The organism is Nitrospinaceae bacterium, assembly GCA_018669005.1.
GTDB lineage: Bacteria > UBA8248 > UBA8248 > UBA8248 > UBA8248 > UBA8248.
Genome location: JABJAL010000079.1, coordinates 88,899 through 107,107, shown reverse-complemented (window position 1 = coordinate 107,107; position 18,209 = coordinate 88,899). Strand labels below are relative to the sequence as shown.

At 56.8% G+C, this 18,209-nt stretch carries 21 protein-coding genes; 16 read left to right on the top strand and 5 right to left on the bottom strand.

Annotated elements, in window-relative coordinates:
* Positions 1-557: CoA-binding protein (locus tag HOJ95_12985; protein ID MBT6395617.1), on the bottom strand; the 557-nt coding region annotated here is incomplete at its 3' end.
* 18 nt (positions 558-575) lie between these two features.
* Positions 576-1,445: a CoA ester lyase gene (locus HOJ95_12980; GenBank protein ID MBT6395616.1), complete on the bottom strand. Its 870-nt coding sequence runs from the start codon at positions 1,443-1,445 to the stop codon at positions 576-578.
* A gap of 157 nt (positions 1,446-1,602) precedes the next feature.
* On the opposite strand from HOJ95_12980, the gene HOJ95_12975 reads away from it, so the two are divergent.
* The 11 genes from HOJ95_12975 to HOJ95_12925 are packed head-to-tail and all read left to right on the top strand — an operon-like array spanning position 1,603 to position 10,917.
* Positions 1,603-2,388, top strand: coding sequence for an IclR family transcriptional regulator (locus tag HOJ95_12975; protein MBT6395615.1), 786 nt, complete (start codon positions 1,603-1,605; stop codon positions 2,386-2,388).
* 49 nt (positions 2,389-2,437) lie between these two features.
* Entirely contained in the window at positions 2,438-3,616 is a 1,179-nt protein-coding gene (locus HOJ95_12970) for an acyl-CoA/acyl-ACP dehydrogenase (protein ID MBT6395614.1), read from the top strand.
* Positions 3,617-3,663: 47 nt separating this feature from the next.
* Entirely contained in the window at positions 3,664-4,632 is a 969-nt protein-coding gene (locus tag HOJ95_12965) for a dihydrodipicolinate synthase family protein (GenBank protein ID MBT6395613.1), read from the top strand.
* Positions 4,633-4,672: 40 nt separating this feature from the next.
* Positions 4,673-5,815, top strand: coding sequence for an acyl-CoA/acyl-ACP dehydrogenase (locus HOJ95_12960; protein MBT6395612.1), 1,143 nt, complete (start codon positions 4,673-4,675; stop codon positions 5,813-5,815).
* Positions 5,816-5,872: 57 nt separating this feature from the next.
* Complete coding sequence (locus HOJ95_12955; GenBank protein ID MBT6395611.1) at positions 5,873-6,283, top strand: hypothetical protein; 411 nt, start codon at positions 5,873-5,875, stop codon at positions 6,281-6,283.
* A gap of 36 nt (positions 6,284-6,319) precedes the next feature.
* A complete protein-coding gene (locus HOJ95_12950; GenBank protein ID MBT6395610.1) occupies positions 6,320-6,700 on the top strand; it encodes a hypothetical protein in 381 nt (126 codons plus the stop codon).
* 41 nt (positions 6,701-6,741) lie between these two features.
* A complete protein-coding gene (locus tag HOJ95_12945) occupies positions 6,742-7,131 on the top strand; it encodes a cupin domain-containing protein (protein MBT6395609.1) in 390 nt (129 codons plus the stop codon).
* Positions 7,132-7,168: 37 nt separating this feature from the next.
* The gene (locus tag HOJ95_12940; protein MBT6395608.1) at positions 7,169-7,558 is read left to right on the top strand and encodes a cupin domain-containing protein; all 390 of its coding nucleotides are present in this window, start codon (positions 7,169-7,171) and stop codon (positions 7,556-7,558) included.
* Between the two features lie 34 nt (positions 7,559-7,592).
* Entirely contained in the window at positions 7,593-8,786 is a 1,194-nt protein-coding gene (locus HOJ95_12935) for an NADH:flavin oxidoreductase (protein MBT6395607.1), read from the top strand.
* A gap of 43 nt (positions 8,787-8,829) precedes the next feature.
* Positions 8,830-10,062 (top strand): hypothetical protein, encoded by a 1,233-nt coding sequence (locus HOJ95_12930; protein MBT6395606.1) that lies wholly within the window; start codon positions 8,830-8,832, stop codon positions 10,060-10,062.
* Between the two features lie 60 nt (positions 10,063-10,122).
* Positions 10,123-10,917: an alpha/beta fold hydrolase gene (locus HOJ95_12925; protein ID MBT6395605.1), complete on the top strand. Its 795-nt coding sequence runs from the start codon at positions 10,123-10,125 to the stop codon at positions 10,915-10,917.
* Between the two features lie 78 nt (positions 10,918-10,995).
* Here the strand turns inward: HOJ95_12925 and HOJ95_12920 are convergent, their stop codons facing one another.
* The 3 genes from HOJ95_12920 to HOJ95_12910 are packed head-to-tail and all read right to left on the bottom strand — an operon-like array spanning position 10,996 to position 13,087.
* Positions 10,996-11,793 carry an iron chelate uptake ABC transporter family permease subunit gene (locus tag HOJ95_12920; protein MBT6395604.1) on the bottom strand — a complete coding sequence of 266 codons (798 nt, stop codon included), beginning with the start codon at positions 11,791-11,793 and terminating at the stop codon, positions 10,996-10,998.
* Positions 11,790-12,590: a zinc ABC transporter ATP-binding protein ZnuC gene (gene znuC, locus HOJ95_12915; protein MBT6395603.1), complete on the bottom strand. Its 801-nt coding sequence runs from the start codon at positions 12,588-12,590 to the stop codon at positions 11,790-11,792. The genes HOJ95_12920 and znuC overlap by 4 nt, the downstream gene beginning before the upstream one ends.
* Positions 12,587-13,087 carry a transcriptional repressor gene (locus tag HOJ95_12910; protein MBT6395602.1) on the bottom strand — a complete coding sequence of 167 codons (501 nt, stop codon included), beginning with the start codon at positions 13,085-13,087 and terminating at the stop codon, positions 12,587-12,589. The genes znuC and HOJ95_12910 overlap by 4 nt, the downstream gene beginning before the upstream one ends.
* Before the next feature lie 114 nt (positions 13,088-13,201).
* Between HOJ95_12910 and HOJ95_12905 the strand changes: the two genes are divergently transcribed.
* From HOJ95_12905 to egtD, 5 genes are all read left to right on the top strand, one after another.
* Positions 13,202-14,134, top strand: a complete 933-nt coding sequence (locus HOJ95_12905; GenBank protein MBT6395601.1) for a zinc ABC transporter solute-binding protein — start codon at positions 13,202-13,204, stop codon at positions 14,132-14,134.
* 178 nt (positions 14,135-14,312) lie between these two features.
* Positions 14,313-14,564: a hypothetical protein gene (locus HOJ95_12900; protein MBT6395600.1), complete on the top strand. Its 252-nt coding sequence runs from the start codon at positions 14,313-14,315 to the stop codon at positions 14,562-14,564.
* 183 nt (positions 14,565-14,747) lie between these two features.
* Positions 14,748-15,500: an ATP-binding cassette domain-containing protein gene (locus HOJ95_12895; protein ID MBT6395599.1), complete on the top strand. Its 753-nt coding sequence runs from the start codon at positions 14,748-14,750 to the stop codon at positions 15,498-15,500.
* A complete protein-coding gene (locus HOJ95_12890; GenBank protein ID MBT6395598.1) occupies positions 15,497-16,996 on the top strand; it encodes an ABC transporter permease subunit in 1,500 nt (499 codons plus the stop codon). Before HOJ95_12895 ends, HOJ95_12890 begins: the two co-directional genes overlap by 4 nt.
* A gap of 259 nt (positions 16,997-17,255) precedes the next feature.
* A complete protein-coding gene (gene egtD, locus HOJ95_12885) occupies positions 17,256-18,206 on the top strand; it encodes an L-histidine N(alpha)-methyltransferase (GenBank protein ID MBT6395597.1) in 951 nt (316 codons plus the stop codon).
* The last annotated feature ends 3 nt before the right edge of the window (positions 18,207-18,209 follow it).

The following is an 18,209-nucleotide window of genomic DNA, read 5'->3' as shown; positions in this document are numbered from 1 at the left end:
CCACGATCCGCAGCCAGGTTGAACATGAAACTCCCCGTCCCGCCGCTCTGAGTGATGAGCCCAACGGGCCCCGGGCGAATTTCCTTGGCAGGCCGCTCAAGGCAGGTGAGAAAGCTCAAAATTGTCCGGGCGGGTGGATAAATAATTCCTGCCGAATTTGGCCCCAGCAGCCGAACCCCTCCGGCGCGGGCGATATCGCAGACGCGCCTCTGGAGCGATTCCCCCTCGCCCCCGACCTCGGCGAACCCACCGCTGAAAATAATGGCGCCGCCCGCTTTTCTCTCTGCGGCTTCCTCAAGTACACCCGGAATCGAGGGCGGGGGTACGGCAAGTATTATGGCGTCCGGCGAGGTGGGCCCCTCCTTGAGAGACGGATACACCTCGACGCCATCGATGGCGGGTGTCTTAGGATGAACGCCCCAAATGTCTCCCTCAAACCCTACTTTCCGGAGAAATGAGAGAACGCGACCGCCGTGTTTCGTCTGATCCGCCGAGAGCCCCACAATGGCCACCGAGGCGGGACGCAGTAAACGCGATAGAGAAGATTTGGATGTCACTTGAAAAGTGCCTTTCTTTTAAAACGAATCGGCCAGGGCGAGAAGTTGTTCCGCTCGCTTGAGGTTTGCGTAGTCCACCATCATGCCCCGAAATTGCACCGCTGCTTTTCCACTCGCCTCAGCCTCGCGAAAGGCCTCGATGAGTCCACGGCTGTATTCGATCTCCTCGGCCGAGGGTGTAAACACCGAATGAATCGCGGCAACCTGTTTGGGGTGAATTGCCATTTTCCCGGTGTACCCCATGTTGCGTGCCAGGTTGCACTCACGGAGCAGGGCATCGTCATCCACTAGATTCATAAACACGCCATCGAGGAGAACACCAATTCCTGCCGCGCGTGTCTCGCAGACGAGTTGGCTCCTGGGGTAAAGGAAAACTTCGCCCTCAGGGGTCCACCTTCCGCCGATGTCCACCATGAAATCTCCCTCCTCGCCACTTGAAAAGGCCATGGATTGTACCCGGGGGGAGGCGGTAACGATCTCATAGGTGAAATGGAGGCCGCGGCAACTCTCAAGAAGAGGGAGAATGACTACCCTGCCGGGAGAGAGGCCGGCGCGGGCCTCTAGATCCGAGAGCACCATATCCATCCGTTTGACGTCTCCCGGTGTTTCCACCTTGGGGAGAATGATGCCAAAGAGCCCGTCTGAAACGACGGCTTCTAAGTCCTTTTCCATCTCGCCTGTCGAGGGATGGTTTGCCCGGACGAACACCGGGGGATTGCCCTCCCGTTTGAGCGCCTCGGTTACATAGCCGCGTGCCTCTTGTCTCCGATCGTTGGGAACCGAGTCCTCCAGATCGAAGATCAGGCCGTCTGCGCCCGAGCGCGGGGCTTTTTCCATCATTTCGGGACGAATTCCCGGACTAAAGAGCAAGCTTCGAAATGGTCGCATGACAAAATCCTTGATTCGATTATTTAGAATTTGACGGCGCATACTACCAGCCTGATTGGTTTCAGTGAACTGCTGGAAAGGTCCGGATTCATTGACAAAAAAGGCACCCAGCCTGTACAGTGAAATTATCAGAACAAATGTTCCTGGGGGGAGAACAATGAATTCGGGTGGACGTTCCGAGGGGCTTCGGCGGGGGCTCGAAATCCTGCAGCTATTTACGGACACGGATTTTGAATGGGGAATCACAGAGATTTCCAATGAACTTGGTTTGCACAAAAGCCGGGTCCATCGGGCGGTCAAGACGCTTGAAGATGTCGGTTTTTTGAGAAAAAATCTTAAAAACAGAAAATACCTATTGGGTCTGCACGCCTTTGAACTCGGCTCCGTGGCCAGCCGAAGATTCAACCTGATGCCAGAGGCACGGCCACTCATGAAGAAACTAGTGGCTAAAACCAAGGCAACTGTTTCGATTAGAATAAAAGACGGCGACGACATGGTGGTCGTCGAATGCATCGAGAGTCCTGACGACCTCCGTGTTCACTCGCCCCAGGGCGCGCGCCGCGCCTGGGACTTTGGAGCCGGGGGGAAGGTGTTTCTCGCCCATCTGCCACCAGAGCAGGTAAAGAGGATGATCGGCGAATACGGGTTGACGCGCTACACCGACCGTTCGATAACAGTAGCCACCGAATATATTGATGAATTGAAGTGTGTCCGCGAGAAGGGTTATGCCCTCAGCGATGGGGAGCACATTCTCGGTGCGCTGAGCATTGCCGCACCGATTCGCGGCACGGGTGGCGATGTCATCGCGGTGCTCATGGTGGCCATGCCCACGGCGGGGATGGAGAGTTCCGAGCAATCAGAATTTGAGCGGCTGGTAGTTGAATCCGCCGATTCGTTATCGTCAATGCTGACGAATGGTGTTGCAGCTAGCAGGGCATCGTAATATTGAACACCTCGTCGAATATAGAATCGAATAAACCTCGGAGCTGAAATTGGAGCCGGATCTAACACCCGAAGAGCAAGAGATGGTCCGCCGGGCTCGGCAAATTGCGCGCGAGGACCTTCTTCCTATTGCCGCAGAGAGGGACCGGAATTACCCACCCGATGAGGCCTATCCTTGGGAGATCACCGAGAAGATAGACGCGGCGGGGCTCAGGACGCTAACTGTGCCCAAAGAGCATGGGGGCTTTGGGGCGCGCCACCTGGTTCAGGCCATGGTCACCGAGGAGATGGCATATGGTGATCTGGGGGTTGCCGTTTCGCTCGATCAGACCTACAAATTTACGCGCCTCCTCACAGACGAGACAACACCCGATCAGCGCGAGCGCTATTTGGGCGATTTTTTGAGTGATCCCAGAGCCTTACTCGCCCTCGCTACGACGGAGCCCCAGAGCGGCACCGACACTTTTTTGCTCTACGATGCCCCCGGCGCAGGCCCCCGGATGACCGCAAGGAAAGACGGCGATAGTTACGTTCTTAACGGGACGAAGCACTACATTTCAAATGGCGGGCTCGCAAAATATTATTTTATTTTTGCACGCACGGCCCCCGAGCGGCCCATGAGCGAGGGGCTCACCTGTTTCCTCGTTCCCCGCGATACGCCGGGCTTCACCATCGGCGAGGCGCACAGCAAACTTGGTAGGCGGCTTCTTCAAAATGGTGAGCTAGTTCTTCAGGATTGCCGCGTCCCTCTTGCGAATCTATTCGGCGAGTGGGACGGCGGGCTGTCGATTCTACGCAGTATGGTGAGCGGCGCCCTGATACCGGTGATGGGCCCCTCGCGTTTGGCCTACGACTTGGCGCTCTCGGCGGCCCACCGGACAGGGGCGTTTGAGGAGCAATGGGCTAAGATGGCGCTCACCGAGATGTACATGCTTATCGAGGCGGCGCGAACGGTTCTCTATGCCGCCGCCTGGCATGGCGACAAACCTACCGATGACTCGAAGCGGCGGCTCATGTCGAAGGTGTTTGCCTCCGAGGCGGGCATCAAGGTGTGCCGGATGGCGATGGATATATGGGGGAGGACGGGCGCGACCTATCATGCCGATCGTCCCTCGCCCGAGAAATGTTGGCGTGATGTTTTGAGTTATTTGCACGGTTTCGGGACAAACGAGGCGGTCAAGCTGAAGGCGGCGCCGTTCCTCAAGCCTCCCGGTGAGGATGAATGGTAATCAAATACTGAGGCGAACTTTTTTCAACCATCAACGAGGAGATAGAAATGGCTTCCTACAAAAAATCTGACGCAAGGACTTACTGCAAAGACAACATGAAGGGCATATGGGCGGCGATACCCTATCCCTTCGATAAGAACGACAATATCGACGAGGACGCGTATCGCGCCGACATTCGTCACTACATCGATGACCTTGACATCAAGGGCTTTTTTATCGGCGGCATGATTGGTGAGTTCTGGTGCATGACCAAAGAAGAGCGCCTTCGCGGCCAGGAGATCTCCTGCGATGAGGCGGGCGATGTGCCCATTATCGCACACACCGGCCACACCTCGGCGAAAGAGGCGGTCGAACTGACGAACGCTGCGGCCGAGGCGGGTGCGACCTACGCAATTCTGGCGAATCCGTATCTGGGCGCCCAGGGGATTCCCGAGCGGGTCCGTGCCTACTTTAAATATGTTTGCGACAACGTGGACTTGGGTGTTTCGCTCTTCAACACCGGGGCGACCGGCTATTCGCTCTCGCCTCAGCTCATCAAAGAGCTGGTGGGTGACAACGAGAACATCTGCTGCGTTAAGAACGCCCAGCCGAAATATCATTGCGATGAAGTGCGCCATGCGGTGGGCGATGACATCGTTGTGAGCGATCCGATGGAGACACAGTGGTTCTACAACAGGGCCTATCACAAACAGCAGACGTTCATGAGCGGCCCCGACCCGTTCCTCTATCAGCGCACGGGCAACCTCACCATGCAGAAGTACACCGACCTCATCGATGTGGGAAATGTCGATGAGGCCTGGACGGCGAGCGAGGTGATGAATCCGATGCGCCGGGTGATGGACAAATGGATCTGGGGTCCGTGGTCGAGAGGTGCCTTCCCGATTCCGGCGCTCAAGTACTGGATGTCCCTGATGGGAATGTCGGGTGGCCCCTCGCGGGCGCCGATGATTCCGCTGACGGCGGATGAGAAAAAAGAGCTCGAAGGCGATCTTCGGGGCGTGGGGCTCATCGACTAGATCTTGGTAAGCGTAATCACCGCAGAGAGGAAACGTGCGCATGGATTTTGCGCCTGAGGAAACCCATATTGCGCTCCAGGCAATGGCGCGGGATTTCGCCCGGCAGCAGATTGTTCCGGCTGTCGAGGAGATTGACCGTCAAAAAAGCCCGGAGGGGAGATTTCCGGCGGAGTTGCTGGAAAAAGGCAGCCGCCTGGGCCTTCGTACGCTTGCCGTTCCAGAGTCGTTGGGTGGCGGCGGCGCGGATTTGCTCACCCTGTGCGTTGTCGGCGAGGAAATTGGTTGGGGGGATCTAGGTGTCGGGGCGACCTTTGCCCAGGACTGGTGCGTATCCATGGCGCTGCGGAAAATCTGCGCCGCAGATAAATTCGAGTCCTTTGTTAAAGACTTTGCAGGCGATCATGGTGCTCATCTGACGCGGTGCGAGCTTTCACATGTGCCGATGCCCGAGAACCGGATGCCTTATGAGGGGGCCGAAGCGGATATTTCGGCCTCGGCGCGGCAGGCGGAAGGTGGGTGGTCGCTGAGCGGTTCCTCGTCTCATGTGATGAACGGTGAGGCGGCGCGGTGGATTTTAGTTTCGCTTGAGGGAGAGGACGGGCGCCAGGCGTTTCTTCTTGACGGAAATGTGGCGCGTGTTGCTCATCGCCACGACCCGATGGGAATGCGCTCGGCCGAGGATGTTGCGCTGGTTTTTAATGACGTGAAGGTTACTGGCGCAAGCCGGATAGATTGCTCGCCCGAGGCCTGGGCCGGGGTTGTTCCTGTTTTCATGGTGCTGCCCGCCTCGGCGGCGCTTGGCACGGCGCGACACGCTAATGAATTTGCCGACGCACACGCCAGGGAGCGTGTGCAGGGCGGCAAGCCCATCATCGAGCATCAATCGGTGGGTTTCATGCTCGCTGATAACCTGATGGAGATTGCTACGGCGCGGCGTGCGCTCCAGTCTGCAGCCTGGGCCGCCAATCAGGGGGGCGCAGATGCCGTGCGCGAGAGCTTTCTTGCGCGGATTTTTGTTTCCGAGGCCTGCGAGCGAATTGCCCGCCGCTCGATGGAGGTGTGGGGCGGCGCGGGGTACATGACCGAAGCGCCTATGGAGCGTTTTGTTCGAGACATGACGAGTTTCATGCACGCTGGCGAGATGACCCATTCGCTTCGGGCGCGCGTTATGACCATGATTTAGATTCGGAATCACCCACATGATTTGAGCATTGGGATCACCTATCGAGGAGGTACATCCATGAAGGAAGCGGAATCTTTTTTGATAATCGACACCGAAGAGCTCGAATGGGAAGATGGCACGAAAGTCATCGGCCTCCCCCCTGGCGTTGAGGTGAAGATTGTTGCCGAGGGATTTGACGACGTGTCCGAGCGCGTTGATAAGTTCGTGAAATTCCCGCCCGGCTACACCGAGCCCCTCCATATTCATGACCATCTCCACAGCACGCTGGTCATCGAGGGGGAGATGCATGTCCATGGAAAAATTTTAAAAAGCGGAGATTTCGTCTTCGGCGGGCCGGGCGAGCAGCATGGCCCCTTCCACTATCCCAAGGGCTGCACCGTCTTCTCCTGCTCGCGAGCAAAGGAGATGAACCAGATTCACCGCAACCCCGAGGCCGAGCATGGCTCGGATCTCACAAAAGGCGCTTAGTCGAATTAAACGAAACTCACCGGTGGAGGATATCCCGTGGAATATGTCGGCGGTTTTTTCGCAGTTAATACGGACGAGCTTGAGTGGGAAGACGGCGTAAAGGTGCTGGGCCTGCCCAAGGGCGTCGAGATGAAAATTATTCGCGAGGGCCATGACGAAGTATCCGAGAGGGCGGAGCGATTCGTCCGCTTCCCTCCCGGCTATGTTGAGCCGCGCCATGAGCACGATCATTATCACAGCATCTTTGTTCTTGAGGGCGAGATGCACATCGATGGCAAAGTGCTCACCCGAGGCGGCTATGTATACGGCGGTGGAGCAGGCAATGCCCATGGCCCCTACGAGTATCCCAAGGGTTGCACGGTATATTCGTGCGCCCGTGCCTTAAAGCTCAATTCTATTCATCGTGTAGCGGACTGAGGTCTTGAGTCAGTCGGTATAATTTATGGAAGGATGTTTGAATGCCTTTTTATAATATGTCGGAGATTGAAAAAGTTGAGGCCGGTGTCGGTGATGGCGTAACGCAGTCTGTTGCTGGAGAGCTTATGAAGGCTGGCACGATCACTTACCCGGTAGGCGGCGGCCCGCCCCCGCATGTCCATCCCAACGAGGAGCAGTTCGTTCTCATGCTCGAGGGAAAATTGAACATGATCCTTGGCGATGAGACGCGGATTGTCGAGCATGGCGACCTGATCCACATCCCGCGCAACGTACGCCACGGCATTCATATCCTTGAGGGCCCCGCAGTTTTCTACACAGTGAAAAGCCCGGCCGGGGATGGCGATTTGTACCAAGACTATAATAAGGCGGATGACGCCGATGAAGTAGAAAAACAGCTGGCCGGAGAATAAGCCCGACCCAAATAAAATTTCATAAGGGGAAGCGCTGATGCCTTTCTATAAGATTTCTGAAATGGAGACGATTTCCACCGCGCTCGGTGATGGGGCTGTTCAGACGACTGCCGGTGAGTTAATGAAAGCGGCGATGGTTACCTACCAGGTGGATGGCGGCCCGCCACCTCATTTTCACCCCAATGAGGAGCAGTTCATCCTCATGCTCGATGGCAAGTTCAACATGATTCTTGGCGATGAAACGCGTGAGGTCCAAAAGGGCGATCTGATTCACATTCCCCGAAATACGCGGCACGGAATCCATGTTGTAGAGGGGCCTGCGGTGTTCTTTCACGTCAAGAGCCCGGTCGGCAGCGGCCATATGGAAGGCGATTACAATGAGGCCTCCGACGCCGCAGAGGTCAAGAAAATGCTCTCGGGAGAATAAAACCCCACCTTCGATCATCCAGGGGATTCGGAACGTGAAATTCACTGAGCCAATAGAAATCAGGGGCCTTCGAATTAAACACCGGATCACGATGTCGGCGATGACTTCCTCGCGGGCAGAGGAAAATGGTGTCGCCTCGGTTTGGAGCCACGCCCACTACACGGCTCGCGCGCGGGGCGGGGCGGCGGTTTGTTTTTCCGAGGCGACCTACGTCAATCAAGAGGGTAAGGGCTTTCCGAGCCAGCTTGCCTCCCACGATGATTACATTGTCCCTGGCCTAAAAGAGCTTGCCGAGGCAGTCGAGGCTGCAGGTGCGCCTCTTGCCGTTCAGATTTTTCATGCCGGGCGCACTGCCCTGAGTGCGGTGACGGGAATGCCCATCGCCGGGCCCTCGCCGATCAAACACCCCAAAAACGACGAGCTTCCCCGCGAGCTTTCCACTCAGGAGGTGAAGGACACTGTCCGTGCCTTTGGAGAGTCGGCCCGTCGTGTCCGTGAGGCGGGGGTGAAAATGCTCGAAATCCATGGAGCGACCTGGTACCTGATACAACAATTTTTCTCGTCCTCCTCGAACAAACGAACCGATGAATATGGTGGGAGCCTTGAGAGGCGAATGCGCTTTCCGGTAGAGGTCGCACGGGCGGTTCGTGAAAACGCTGGCGAGGATATGGTCATCAGCTACCGAACGGGACTTCTTGAGCCCTGGGAGGAAGGTTTCACCATTGAGGATACGCTGGCGCTTGCCGCTGCCCTTGAGGAGGCGGGGATGGACATTATTCATTGTTCCCGCAATGCCCGGAACGGGGTGGCGGTGGAGCCAGAGTTTTACAATCCGGCGTTCGATCGGCTCAGGAAAAAAGTAAAACTTGCGCTCATCGCTAACGGGCGGAGTTTTGAGCCCTCTCGCGTTCAGGAATACTTGGACATGGGGGCCGATCTTGTGGCCGTCGGGCGGGCGATGCTCACTGATCCGGACTATGCTGGTAAAGCTCTTGCCGGGCGTGATGAGGAAATTCTCACTTGTATCCAGTGCCGCCCCTGCATTTATATGCGGGACAGCCGTTGCCCGGACGATGCCTATCCGGGGGGCGAGCCCGATGGGATAAAGCCGAGCCTTGAGGCGGCCTCGAAAATGAAAACGGGCGGTTATGCGCCCACCGAGAAAAAGAGAGTTAACCTGGACGATCCTGTGGACGAGGCACCTGGGGGCTCTGCAGTATCTGGATGATTTCATGACATTTATTCACAGATAGATAGAGGATGGAATAATTATGACTGTATCGAATGCGCCAGACGTAATTTCAGCGGAAAATATTGAACTCATCGGATACCACGACCTCGAAAAACGCCCGGCCTTCAAAATTGCCATGCAAGAGGTGAACGAGCGCTTCTATCTTTATCTGTCCACCTTTTGGCAGAGCGGCTGGACGGTGCTCGACGTGACCGACCCTGCCTCGCCCGAGCATTGCGATTGGCTGCCGGGCCCGGATAACTGCTGGACCCTTCAGGTGCAGGTGGCCGATGGCCTGATGATCACCTCGATGGAGAAAATTCCCGAGGGTTGGGGCCCCCGGCCCAACGACCCGCCCGAGGCCGAGGGCGTTTATATCTGGGATGTGGCGACCGACCCTGCGCATCCAAAGCGCATCGCCCACTGGGAGACAGGGGCGGATGGCACCCATCGCAACTTTTATAATGGTGGCCGCTATGCACATCTTTCCGCTGGAGCGGAGGGCTACCGGAGCCGGATCTATCGTGTGCTCGATTTGGAGGACCCGGCAAATCCCAAGGAGGCGGGCCGCTGGTGGCTCCCCGAGCAGGAACTAGACGAGAACGGCAAGCCCCGGAGCCCGATCAATGCGTTCCAGCATGGCCCGGCCCATGCCGAAAATGGCCGGGTCTATCTGCCCTACGCCGGGGGCGGGATCATTATTCTCGACATCGAGGACATTTCAGCCCCGAAGATGATTAGCCGCCTCAATGTCCACCCGCCATTGGGCAGCAACCTCGCGGTTCACACCGTCTATCCCTACCTGGACCGCAACATCGCCATCGCCAACAGCGAGGCGCTCCGTGAGAATTGCGATGAGCCGCTCAACTACACCGCCGTCATCGACATCAAGGATGAGACGAATCCTCGGGTGATGAGTATTTTTCCGGTGCCGGATCCACCCAAGGGCTATTCGCACAAAAACTTCTGCGAGCGCGGCGGGCGTTTTGGCCCGCACAACCAGCACCACTCCCAGGGCCTGGATTGCCTTGAGCAGCGCGAGGACAGGATCTATCTGACCTACTTCAACGCGGGGCTCCGCATCTACGATCTCTCGGACCCGGTGCACCCCTTTGAGATCGCCCACTACATCCCCTCGGATCCGACCGAGCGGCTGGGTATGTTACCGAAAACATTGGTGACGCAGAGCGAGGATGTTCTCGTGGACCGGCGCGGGTACATGTACGTCACCGATAAGAATCACGGGCTCCATATTCTGCGCTGCACGATTTAGTTTCAGATGTGCCCGGATAGGGCACGAGTTTTTTGAATTTCTTGACAGAGGGAAGCTGTTATGCCGAAAACAACTGTTGGGGATGTAGAGCTTTACTACGAGGAGTCCGGGGCGGGCACGCCCGTCGTTCTTATTCACGGGCTGGCGGGTGATTGCAGTGGCTGGCAGTCGCAGATAAAAGTGCTCGAAAAAAACTACAGGGTTATCGCCTTAGACAACCGGGGCGCGGGCAGGAGCAGTGCCCCCGACTATCCCTATACGACGCGGCATTTTGCCGACGACACTATCGGCCTCATGGACGCGCTGGGCGTCTCTGAGCCCGCCCACGTCATTGGCCGCTCGATGGGCGGCGCCATCGCGCAGGAGATGGCCATCAACTATCCGGGCCGTGTGAGGAGCATGCTCATCACCGCCTCGTTCGGAAAACTCGACCGCTATGGCTATCAAATTCTCTACAACTTCAACGAGGTGGTGAAGGCGCAAGGCTACCCCGCTGCGGCGAAGCATCAGTCGCTTTTTTTCTTCCCGCCGCTTTATTTTAATGAGAACCAGGAACTACTCGATGCCTTCGAGGCCGGGCTCGGCAACACGGACAGGCCGATTCACGGCTACTCGAACTCGACGAATGCCTGCCTGACGCACGATGCGCTGGATCGCTTGGGTCAGGTGAAATGCCCGACGTATGTGCTGGCCGGGGGCGAGGACGTTCTTTGCTCGGTTGGCGCCGCCAGGCAGATTGCCGAGCGGGTGCCCGGTAGCCGGATAAAAATTTATGAGGACGCCAGCCACTTTTTCTTGATTCAGTGCTTCGAGGAGTCGATGACGGATATTAAGTATTTTCTCGACGCGAACTAGGCTGCTTTGAAGTGAATGTTGATTGAGAATAGAACTCTCGGTTTACAAGGGACCGGATCTTTTGATTCGGTCCCTTTTTTATTTCTCCCCGGCAAGGCTCCAGCTGGCGCTCACCGCAAACAGCACGGCTGAGGCGAGAACTATCGAGGGCCCCGAGGGGGTGTCCCACTGGAGCGAGGCCATGACCCCGCCCAGAACGGCGAGGACGCCGATGAGGCTGGCGAGGGCCGCCATCTGCTCCGGCGTTTTTGAAAATCGCCGCGCCGCCGCCGCCGGAATGATGAGAAGCGATGTAATCAATAGGATGCCGATGATCTTCATGGCGATGGCGATAATGAGCGCGATGAGCAGCATGAAGGCGAGTTGTATCAGCCCGATTGGGATGCCCTCGGCGCGGGCAATCTCCTCGTTGACGGTGATGGCGAGGAGCGGGCGCCAGATAATGGCGAGCGCCGCGAGCGCGAGCGCGCCGCCGCCGAGGATCCAGTAAATATCCGAGTTCGTGACAGACAGAATGTCGCCCAGAAGATAGCCGAGCAAATCCACCCGGAGCGATTCCATGAAGCTGATGGTGACAAGCCCCAAGGAGAGCGCCGTGTGCGCGAGGATGCCTAAAAGCGTGTCCGAGGATAGGCGCTTTTGGCTCTGAAGCAGGACGAGAAACAGGGCGAGGGCGATGCATGCGGCAAGGGTGCCGAGGCGCGCATCGAGCCCTAGCAAAAAACCGAGTGCCACGCCCAGCAGGGCGCTGTGCGCGAGCGAGTCACCAAAGTAGGCCATTCGCCGCCAGACGATAAAGCAGCCGAGCGGGCCGCTCACTATCGCGACGCCTGCGCCGCCTATCAGCGCTCGCCATATAAAATCCTCGAAAATCATTCTTCGTCCCCGCGGGTGTCGTGCTCGCCATTGCCGCCCTCGGCGAGCGGTACGATATGGCCGGCGAGGTCGTGGGAGTGGTCATGGTGATGGGTGTAGACGGCGAGGCTCTTCGCCTCTTTTGGCCCGAACATGGCGATGTACTCGGGGTGCTGGCTGACGGTCTCAGGCTGACCAGAGCAGCAGAGATGATGGTTGATGCACACAACCCTGTCGGTCGATGCCATGACGAGATGGAGGTCGTGGGAAATCATCAGAACACCGCAGTTCCTCTGGGTCCGTATCCGGGCGATAAGCTCGTAGAGCTCGGTCTGGCCCACGATGTCGATGCCCTGGATGGGTTCATCGAGAACAAGTAAATGCGGATTCCGAGCGAGCGCCCGGGCGAGGAGCACACGCTGGAGCTCGCCGCCGGAGAGGACTTGAACTGCATTTTCTATAAGATGCGCCGCCCCGACTTCCTCTAGCGCTTGCATCATCTGCTCCTCGGCGGGGCGGCTCGTTAGCTGGAGAAGGCGGCGCACGTTCAGCGGAAGGATGGGGTCGATGTCGAGCTGCTGGGGCAGGTAGCCCACGATGAGGCCTGATCGCTTGGCGATGGTGCCCGCGTCTGGCCGGATGAGGCCGAGCAGTATGCGAATGAGCGTCGTCTTGCCAGCTCCGTTCGGGCCGATGAGGGTGACAATCTCGCTTGAGGAAACCGATATGTCGATATCGCTCAAGACGGCGTTTTCGCCGAAGGCATGGCCGATGCCTCGTCCTTCGAGCAGAGTTTTTCCGCCGGGCTGCACAGTCATTTATGAGCCGCCGTCTGGCATGAGGGACACTGACCCTGGACTTCTACGACAGGGGACTTGACGGCGAATCCCGCCTGCTCGGCCCCCATCGAGATAGCCCTGTCTATTTTTGGATCCAGCAATTCGGCGACTGCGCCGCAGTTCTCACAAATAAGAAAATGTGCGCCGTGGGGCGTTTCGGGAACGCCGCAGCCCGTGTAGGCGTTCATGCTGGCGAGGCGGTGAACGAGGCCGTTCTCCATCAAAAAATCGAGCGCACGATAGACGGTGATGGGGGCGGTGCGGCGGCCCTCGGCGTTGAGGCGTGCAAGGATGTCGTAGGCGCCAACCGGGGAGTGACTCTCCCAGACAAACGAAAGAACGTGTTTGCGAATCTTTGTGAGGCGCGCGCCCCGCGCGGCGCAAATTTCCTCTGCCTTTGAGAGTGCATCGGCGATGCAGTGGTTATGATCATGATCGAGGGAGAGGAAAGTTTTCGCCCGTCTTATCTTGCTCATTTCGCACCTCAGAATACGAGCCGTTGAGAGCCTTGAGATGTTATGTTATAACATACACTAAATTTTATCAACGTTTATATCTAATTGAAAATAAAGGGGTCTAAAGGTTTAAGAATGATTCGATTTTATGCCTTGTTTCTGATTTTTAGCTTTTTGGTATTTGGGCAGCCTGCGGCACATGGGGGCGATGCGCCCAGGGTCGCCGTCAGCATCAAACCGATCCACTCGCTGGTCGCAGGTGTGATGAAGGGGAGCGGTGAGCCCGCTCTTATCCTTCGCGGCGGGGCCTCGCCGCACACCTACTCGCTCAAACCCTCCGGTATGCGAGTGCTGCAACGTGCCCGTTTGGTTTTCTGGGTGGGTCCTGAGCTTGAGGCGTTTCTTCGAAAACCGCTCGCCAACCTTTCCGGGGGATCGAGAGCGATAGCCCTCTCCAGGGTCGAGGAGATAAGCGCCGGAGGACATGCGAGTGAGAGCCATCGCCGCCGCGGCGACCGCCATGGTGACCGCCATGGCCACAGTAATGCGGAGGCGGACATGCACATCTGGCTCGACCCGGTAAATGCTCGTCGCATGGTCAAAGTCATCGAGAAAGAGTTGAGCCGTGCAGATGAGGCGCGGGCAGCTCTCTATCATACGAATGCCTCTAAGTTAACGAGAAAGCTTAAAATTTTGGAGTCGAGCATTCGCATTTTGCTGGGGTCGGTAGTTGGTGTGCCCTACATCGTTTTTCACGATGCCTACCGGGTTTTCGAGTCGCGGTTCGGCCTTCGCCCGCTGGGTGCCCTGACCCTCTCCCCAGGACGCAGCCCCGGCGCAAAGCGGCTGGCCGCGATTCGCCGAAAGATCCACACCCTTGGGGCAAAGTGCGTTTTTGCCGAGCCCCAGTTCACCCCCCGGCTTGTGAGAACGGCGGTGGAAGGCTCTGGTGCTCGAGTAGGCGTGCTTGATCCCCTTGGGGTGGATTTGAAGGCAGGCGAGGAGATGTATTTTTCCTTGATGAGGGGGCTGGCTTCTTCTCTGGTGGAGTGCCTCACACCCAGGTAGTTGATACGGCACGGTGCCAAAAGGGGTGGAAATGAGAAAACCCGAGATTTTCTCTAAGGATATATGGAGATTGGTCGATAAGAATGAATGAAGAATTAAGAAGGAATGCATACGGGGAGTGCCACTCTCCCGGGTTTTAGAATGAAGCATTAATTTTGAATGTTTTAGGAGGTTTGTTGTGGATTACTTCACTGAAGAGCATCCGAGCATCACTTGGAAAGTGGAAGAAGCAATTGCAAGCCTTTCCGAACGGCTAGTTTGGAGTATCAGTGTTCGCACCCGAGAGGCATGGGAGATCGATTCCTTTCTCCGGATGCTCAAGGAATCTGGATCGTGCACGGTGGTTGTTGAAGACCCCGGCGGAGAGGTTGTTTACTTTCCCTGCCATATTTCCATGCAAGAGCTCGCCGTTATCGGCCACGCCGCTTGAGGGCGAACGCCGATTATTTTGTTTAAGCTTCAACCTGATATCGCACTAACCTGCTTTTCTCTCCAGGGTTAGTGTTGCACCTGCTTCTAGCACCTTTCCCATATCCTAGATAATGTATTTTCGATAAATTTCTTCGTCAGATTCCTGTGGTAGGCTACATGAAACTTTCCTAGGGGATGTCTTTTGCTTGAACTCGAAGACGTATCGAAAACCTATGGTGGGGTGAGCGCCGCCGGGCCCTTGTCGATTAAAATTGAGCCGGGTAAGACGAGCATCCTGATCGGTCAGAGTGGTTGCGGAAAAAGCACACTCCTCAGGCTCATGATGGGCCTCATCGAACCGGACACGGGCCATGTTCTCCTTGATGGCGAGCGCATCGGCCAAGAGAATAGTCTCATCCTTAGGCGGAAGATGGGCTATGTCATTCAGGACGGGGGCCTGTTCCCACATCTAACGGCCAGGGACAATGTGGTGCTCATGGCCCGTTATCTTGGCTGGCCCGAAAAAAATATAAAAGAGCGCCTCGACCAATTGACGGCGCTCACGCAATTTCCCCAAGAAGGCCTTAACAGGTACCCCGCGCAACTCTCAGGCGGCCAGCGTCAGCGCGTCGGCCTGATGCGTGCCCTCATGCTCAACCCCGAAGTCCTGCTTCTGGACGAGCCGCTTGGCTCTCTCGACCCGATGATTCGCCACGAGCTACAGGACGATCTGCGGCGCATTTTCGAGAGCCTCAAGAAAACCGTGGTTATGGTGACGCACGATATCGGCGAGGCCGGTTTTTTCGGCGACACCATTTACCTGATGGCAGAGGGAGCGATTCTTCAGCAGGGCACGCTTGAGGATTTGGTTCGCCGCCCGGCCGATGAATTTGTTACCCGTTTCATCAACGCACAGCGGAGCCCGCTTGAGGCGATCCGGGGGCAGGGCGTATGAAATCTCTGGGCGGCTTAGTCGTGCTAGTGCTCTTTCTCATTGCCGCGCCTGGTCCCGCTGTGGGACAGGAAGTGACCGTCGCCTCCAAGACTTTCACCGAATCCGTCGTCCTCGGCGAGTTGCTCTCCGCCCTTATCCGGGACTCCGGAGCGGCTTCGCGACACCGCCGGGAGCTTGGGGGAACGCGAATCCTCTGGAGCGCGCTCCTCTCCGGGGAAATCGATGTCTATCCCGAGTACACCGGCACCATCAGCCAGGAAATCCTGGCCGGCGAGAACCTGAAAACGGAGCCCGAAGTTCGGGCGGCGCTCAAAAAACGAGGGGTTTTGATGAGCCGCCCTCTCGGCTTTAACAACACCTATGCCATGGGCATGAAAAAAGAGACGGCGGGGCGTCTCGGCATTCGAACAATCTCGGATCTTCGCAAACACCCGGAACTCAAATTCGGCTTCTCGAACGAATTTATGGACAGGGGGGACGGATGGCCCAGCCTCAAGGCGCGCTACCGCCTGCCGCAGCTATCCGTCCGCGGGCTGGACCACAACCTCGCCTACCGGGCGCTCGAGGGCGGGGATATTCATCTGATCGATCTCTATGCAACCGATGCCGACATCAAGTATTACGATCTGTTCACGCTCGGGGACGATTTGAATTTCTTTCCCCGCTACGATGCGGTGATTCTCTACCGGGCGGACCTGAAAAAAAGAGCGCCCAAGGCCGTGCGCTCCTTCCTCAGACTGGGGGGCCGAATCGGCGAGGGCCCCATGATTCGCATGAACGCCCGGGCAAAGATCGACAAGGTGGCCGAGAGCCGAGTGGCTTCTGAATTTCTGGCGGACGCTTTTGGCGTTGTGTCGAAGTCACGCGTGATCTCCCCCTGGCGGCGGTTGATGCGAAACGCGCGGGATCACCTCTATCTGGTCGTCATCTCGCTTCTCGCCGCGATACTCGTCTCGATTCCACTGGGGATATGGGCCGCGCGGAGCCCATTGGCGGGCCAAGTCATCTTGGGTGTTGTTGGTATTATACAGACCATTCCATCTCTCGCCCTTTTGGTGTTCATGATTCCGCTTTTAGGAATCGGGGGGCCGCCGGCGATGATGGCGCTGTTTTTATACAGCCTGCTTCCCATCGTGAGGAACACCTACGCTGGCCTGCATGATATTCCTGTCGGGCTCCGGGAGTCGGCCGAGGCGCTCGGCCTGCCCGTGCGGGCGCGGCTGCGGTTGGTGGAGTTGCCCCTCGCTTCCCGGGCTATTTTGGCGGGGGTGAAAACCTCGGCGGTCATCAATGTGGGGACGGCAACGCTGGGCGCGCTGATTGGCGCAGGCGGGTTCGGCCAGCCCATTCTCACGGGCATACGCCTGGACGACGTGGGCCTCATTCTCGAGGGTGCGGTTCCAGCGGCGGGGCTCGCCCTGCTGGTTCAAGGGGGTTTTGATCTTCTCGAGCGGTTTCTTGTCTCCGAGGGCCTGCGCCTCAAGCCGATGCCCTAAAGCGTTTAAATGGAAATTTTATTTGGATGAATGAGCGCTTTGCGACGCTGGGCGCTCTTGATGAAAATGAAATCTAGGGTTTGGGTTGTACTGACCCCTCAATATGATATCTTGAATTTCGTTGAAACTTTCTGTGACCGATTAAGCTTTTTTGATATTATCGGGTGGCCGTTGAATCCGCTATTTCTCCGATGTTTCGCTTGCCCGCGAGCAATTGCGGGTTTTTTTACAGGAGTTTGTTTTGGGTCCTGAATTTAAGATCAGGCTAATTGACTATGAGCCCACGGCGGATAATTTTTTAGAAGAAGCGCTCGAAGGACTCCAGAAGCCTCAGAAAACGTTGCCCTGCAAGTTTATTTATGACGAGCAGGGCTCCGAGATATTTTCGCGGATTTGTGAGCTCGATGAGTACTATCCGACGCGAACCGAAATCGCCATCATGCGCGAGCGTGCAAATGAGATGGCAGAGGTCATGGGGCCCGAATGCGCCATTGTCGAATACGGAATCGGCTCTGCTCTCAAGACCCATATGTTGCTTGAGGCCCTCGATGACCCGGTGGCTTGTGTGCCCGTGGAAATTTCAAGGGAATTTCTTTTGAATTCGACAGAAGGCCTGGCTCGGGAATTCCCTCACATTGAATTTGTGCCCATTTGCGCTAATTTTTTGGCGCCATTTAGCCTGCCCGTATTTAGCCGCCCGGCTCGGCGAGCCATTGCCTATTTTCCCGGCTCGACGATTGGCAACCTCACACCCGATGAGGCCGAAGATTTGCTCGGCAATATGGCGGCGACATGTGGTGGGGGAGGCGGGTTGCTTCTCGGCATCGATCTCATCAAGGAGGTGGAAACTATCGAGGCTGCCTACAATGATAGTCTCGGCGTGACGGAAGAGTTTAACAAAAACCTTCTTGTCCGCATGAATCGGGAACTTGGGGCTGATTTCAATGTCGAGAGTTTTGATTTCCGGGCTTTCTACAATTCTGAGGTTCGGCGCGTTGAGAGCTATCTGATTAGCCAAGCCCCGCAGAGCGTGCGCCTTGGTGGCAAAACAATTTCCTTTAAGAAAGGCGAAACCATTCACACCGAAAATTCGCATAAGTACGACATAAAAGATTTTTCGGAGTTTGCGGCTGGGCAGGGTTTTCAAACCGAGAAGGTCTGGACGGATGGTGAGAAAAAGTTTGCTGTGTTGTTCTTGAAAATTGCTTAAAAA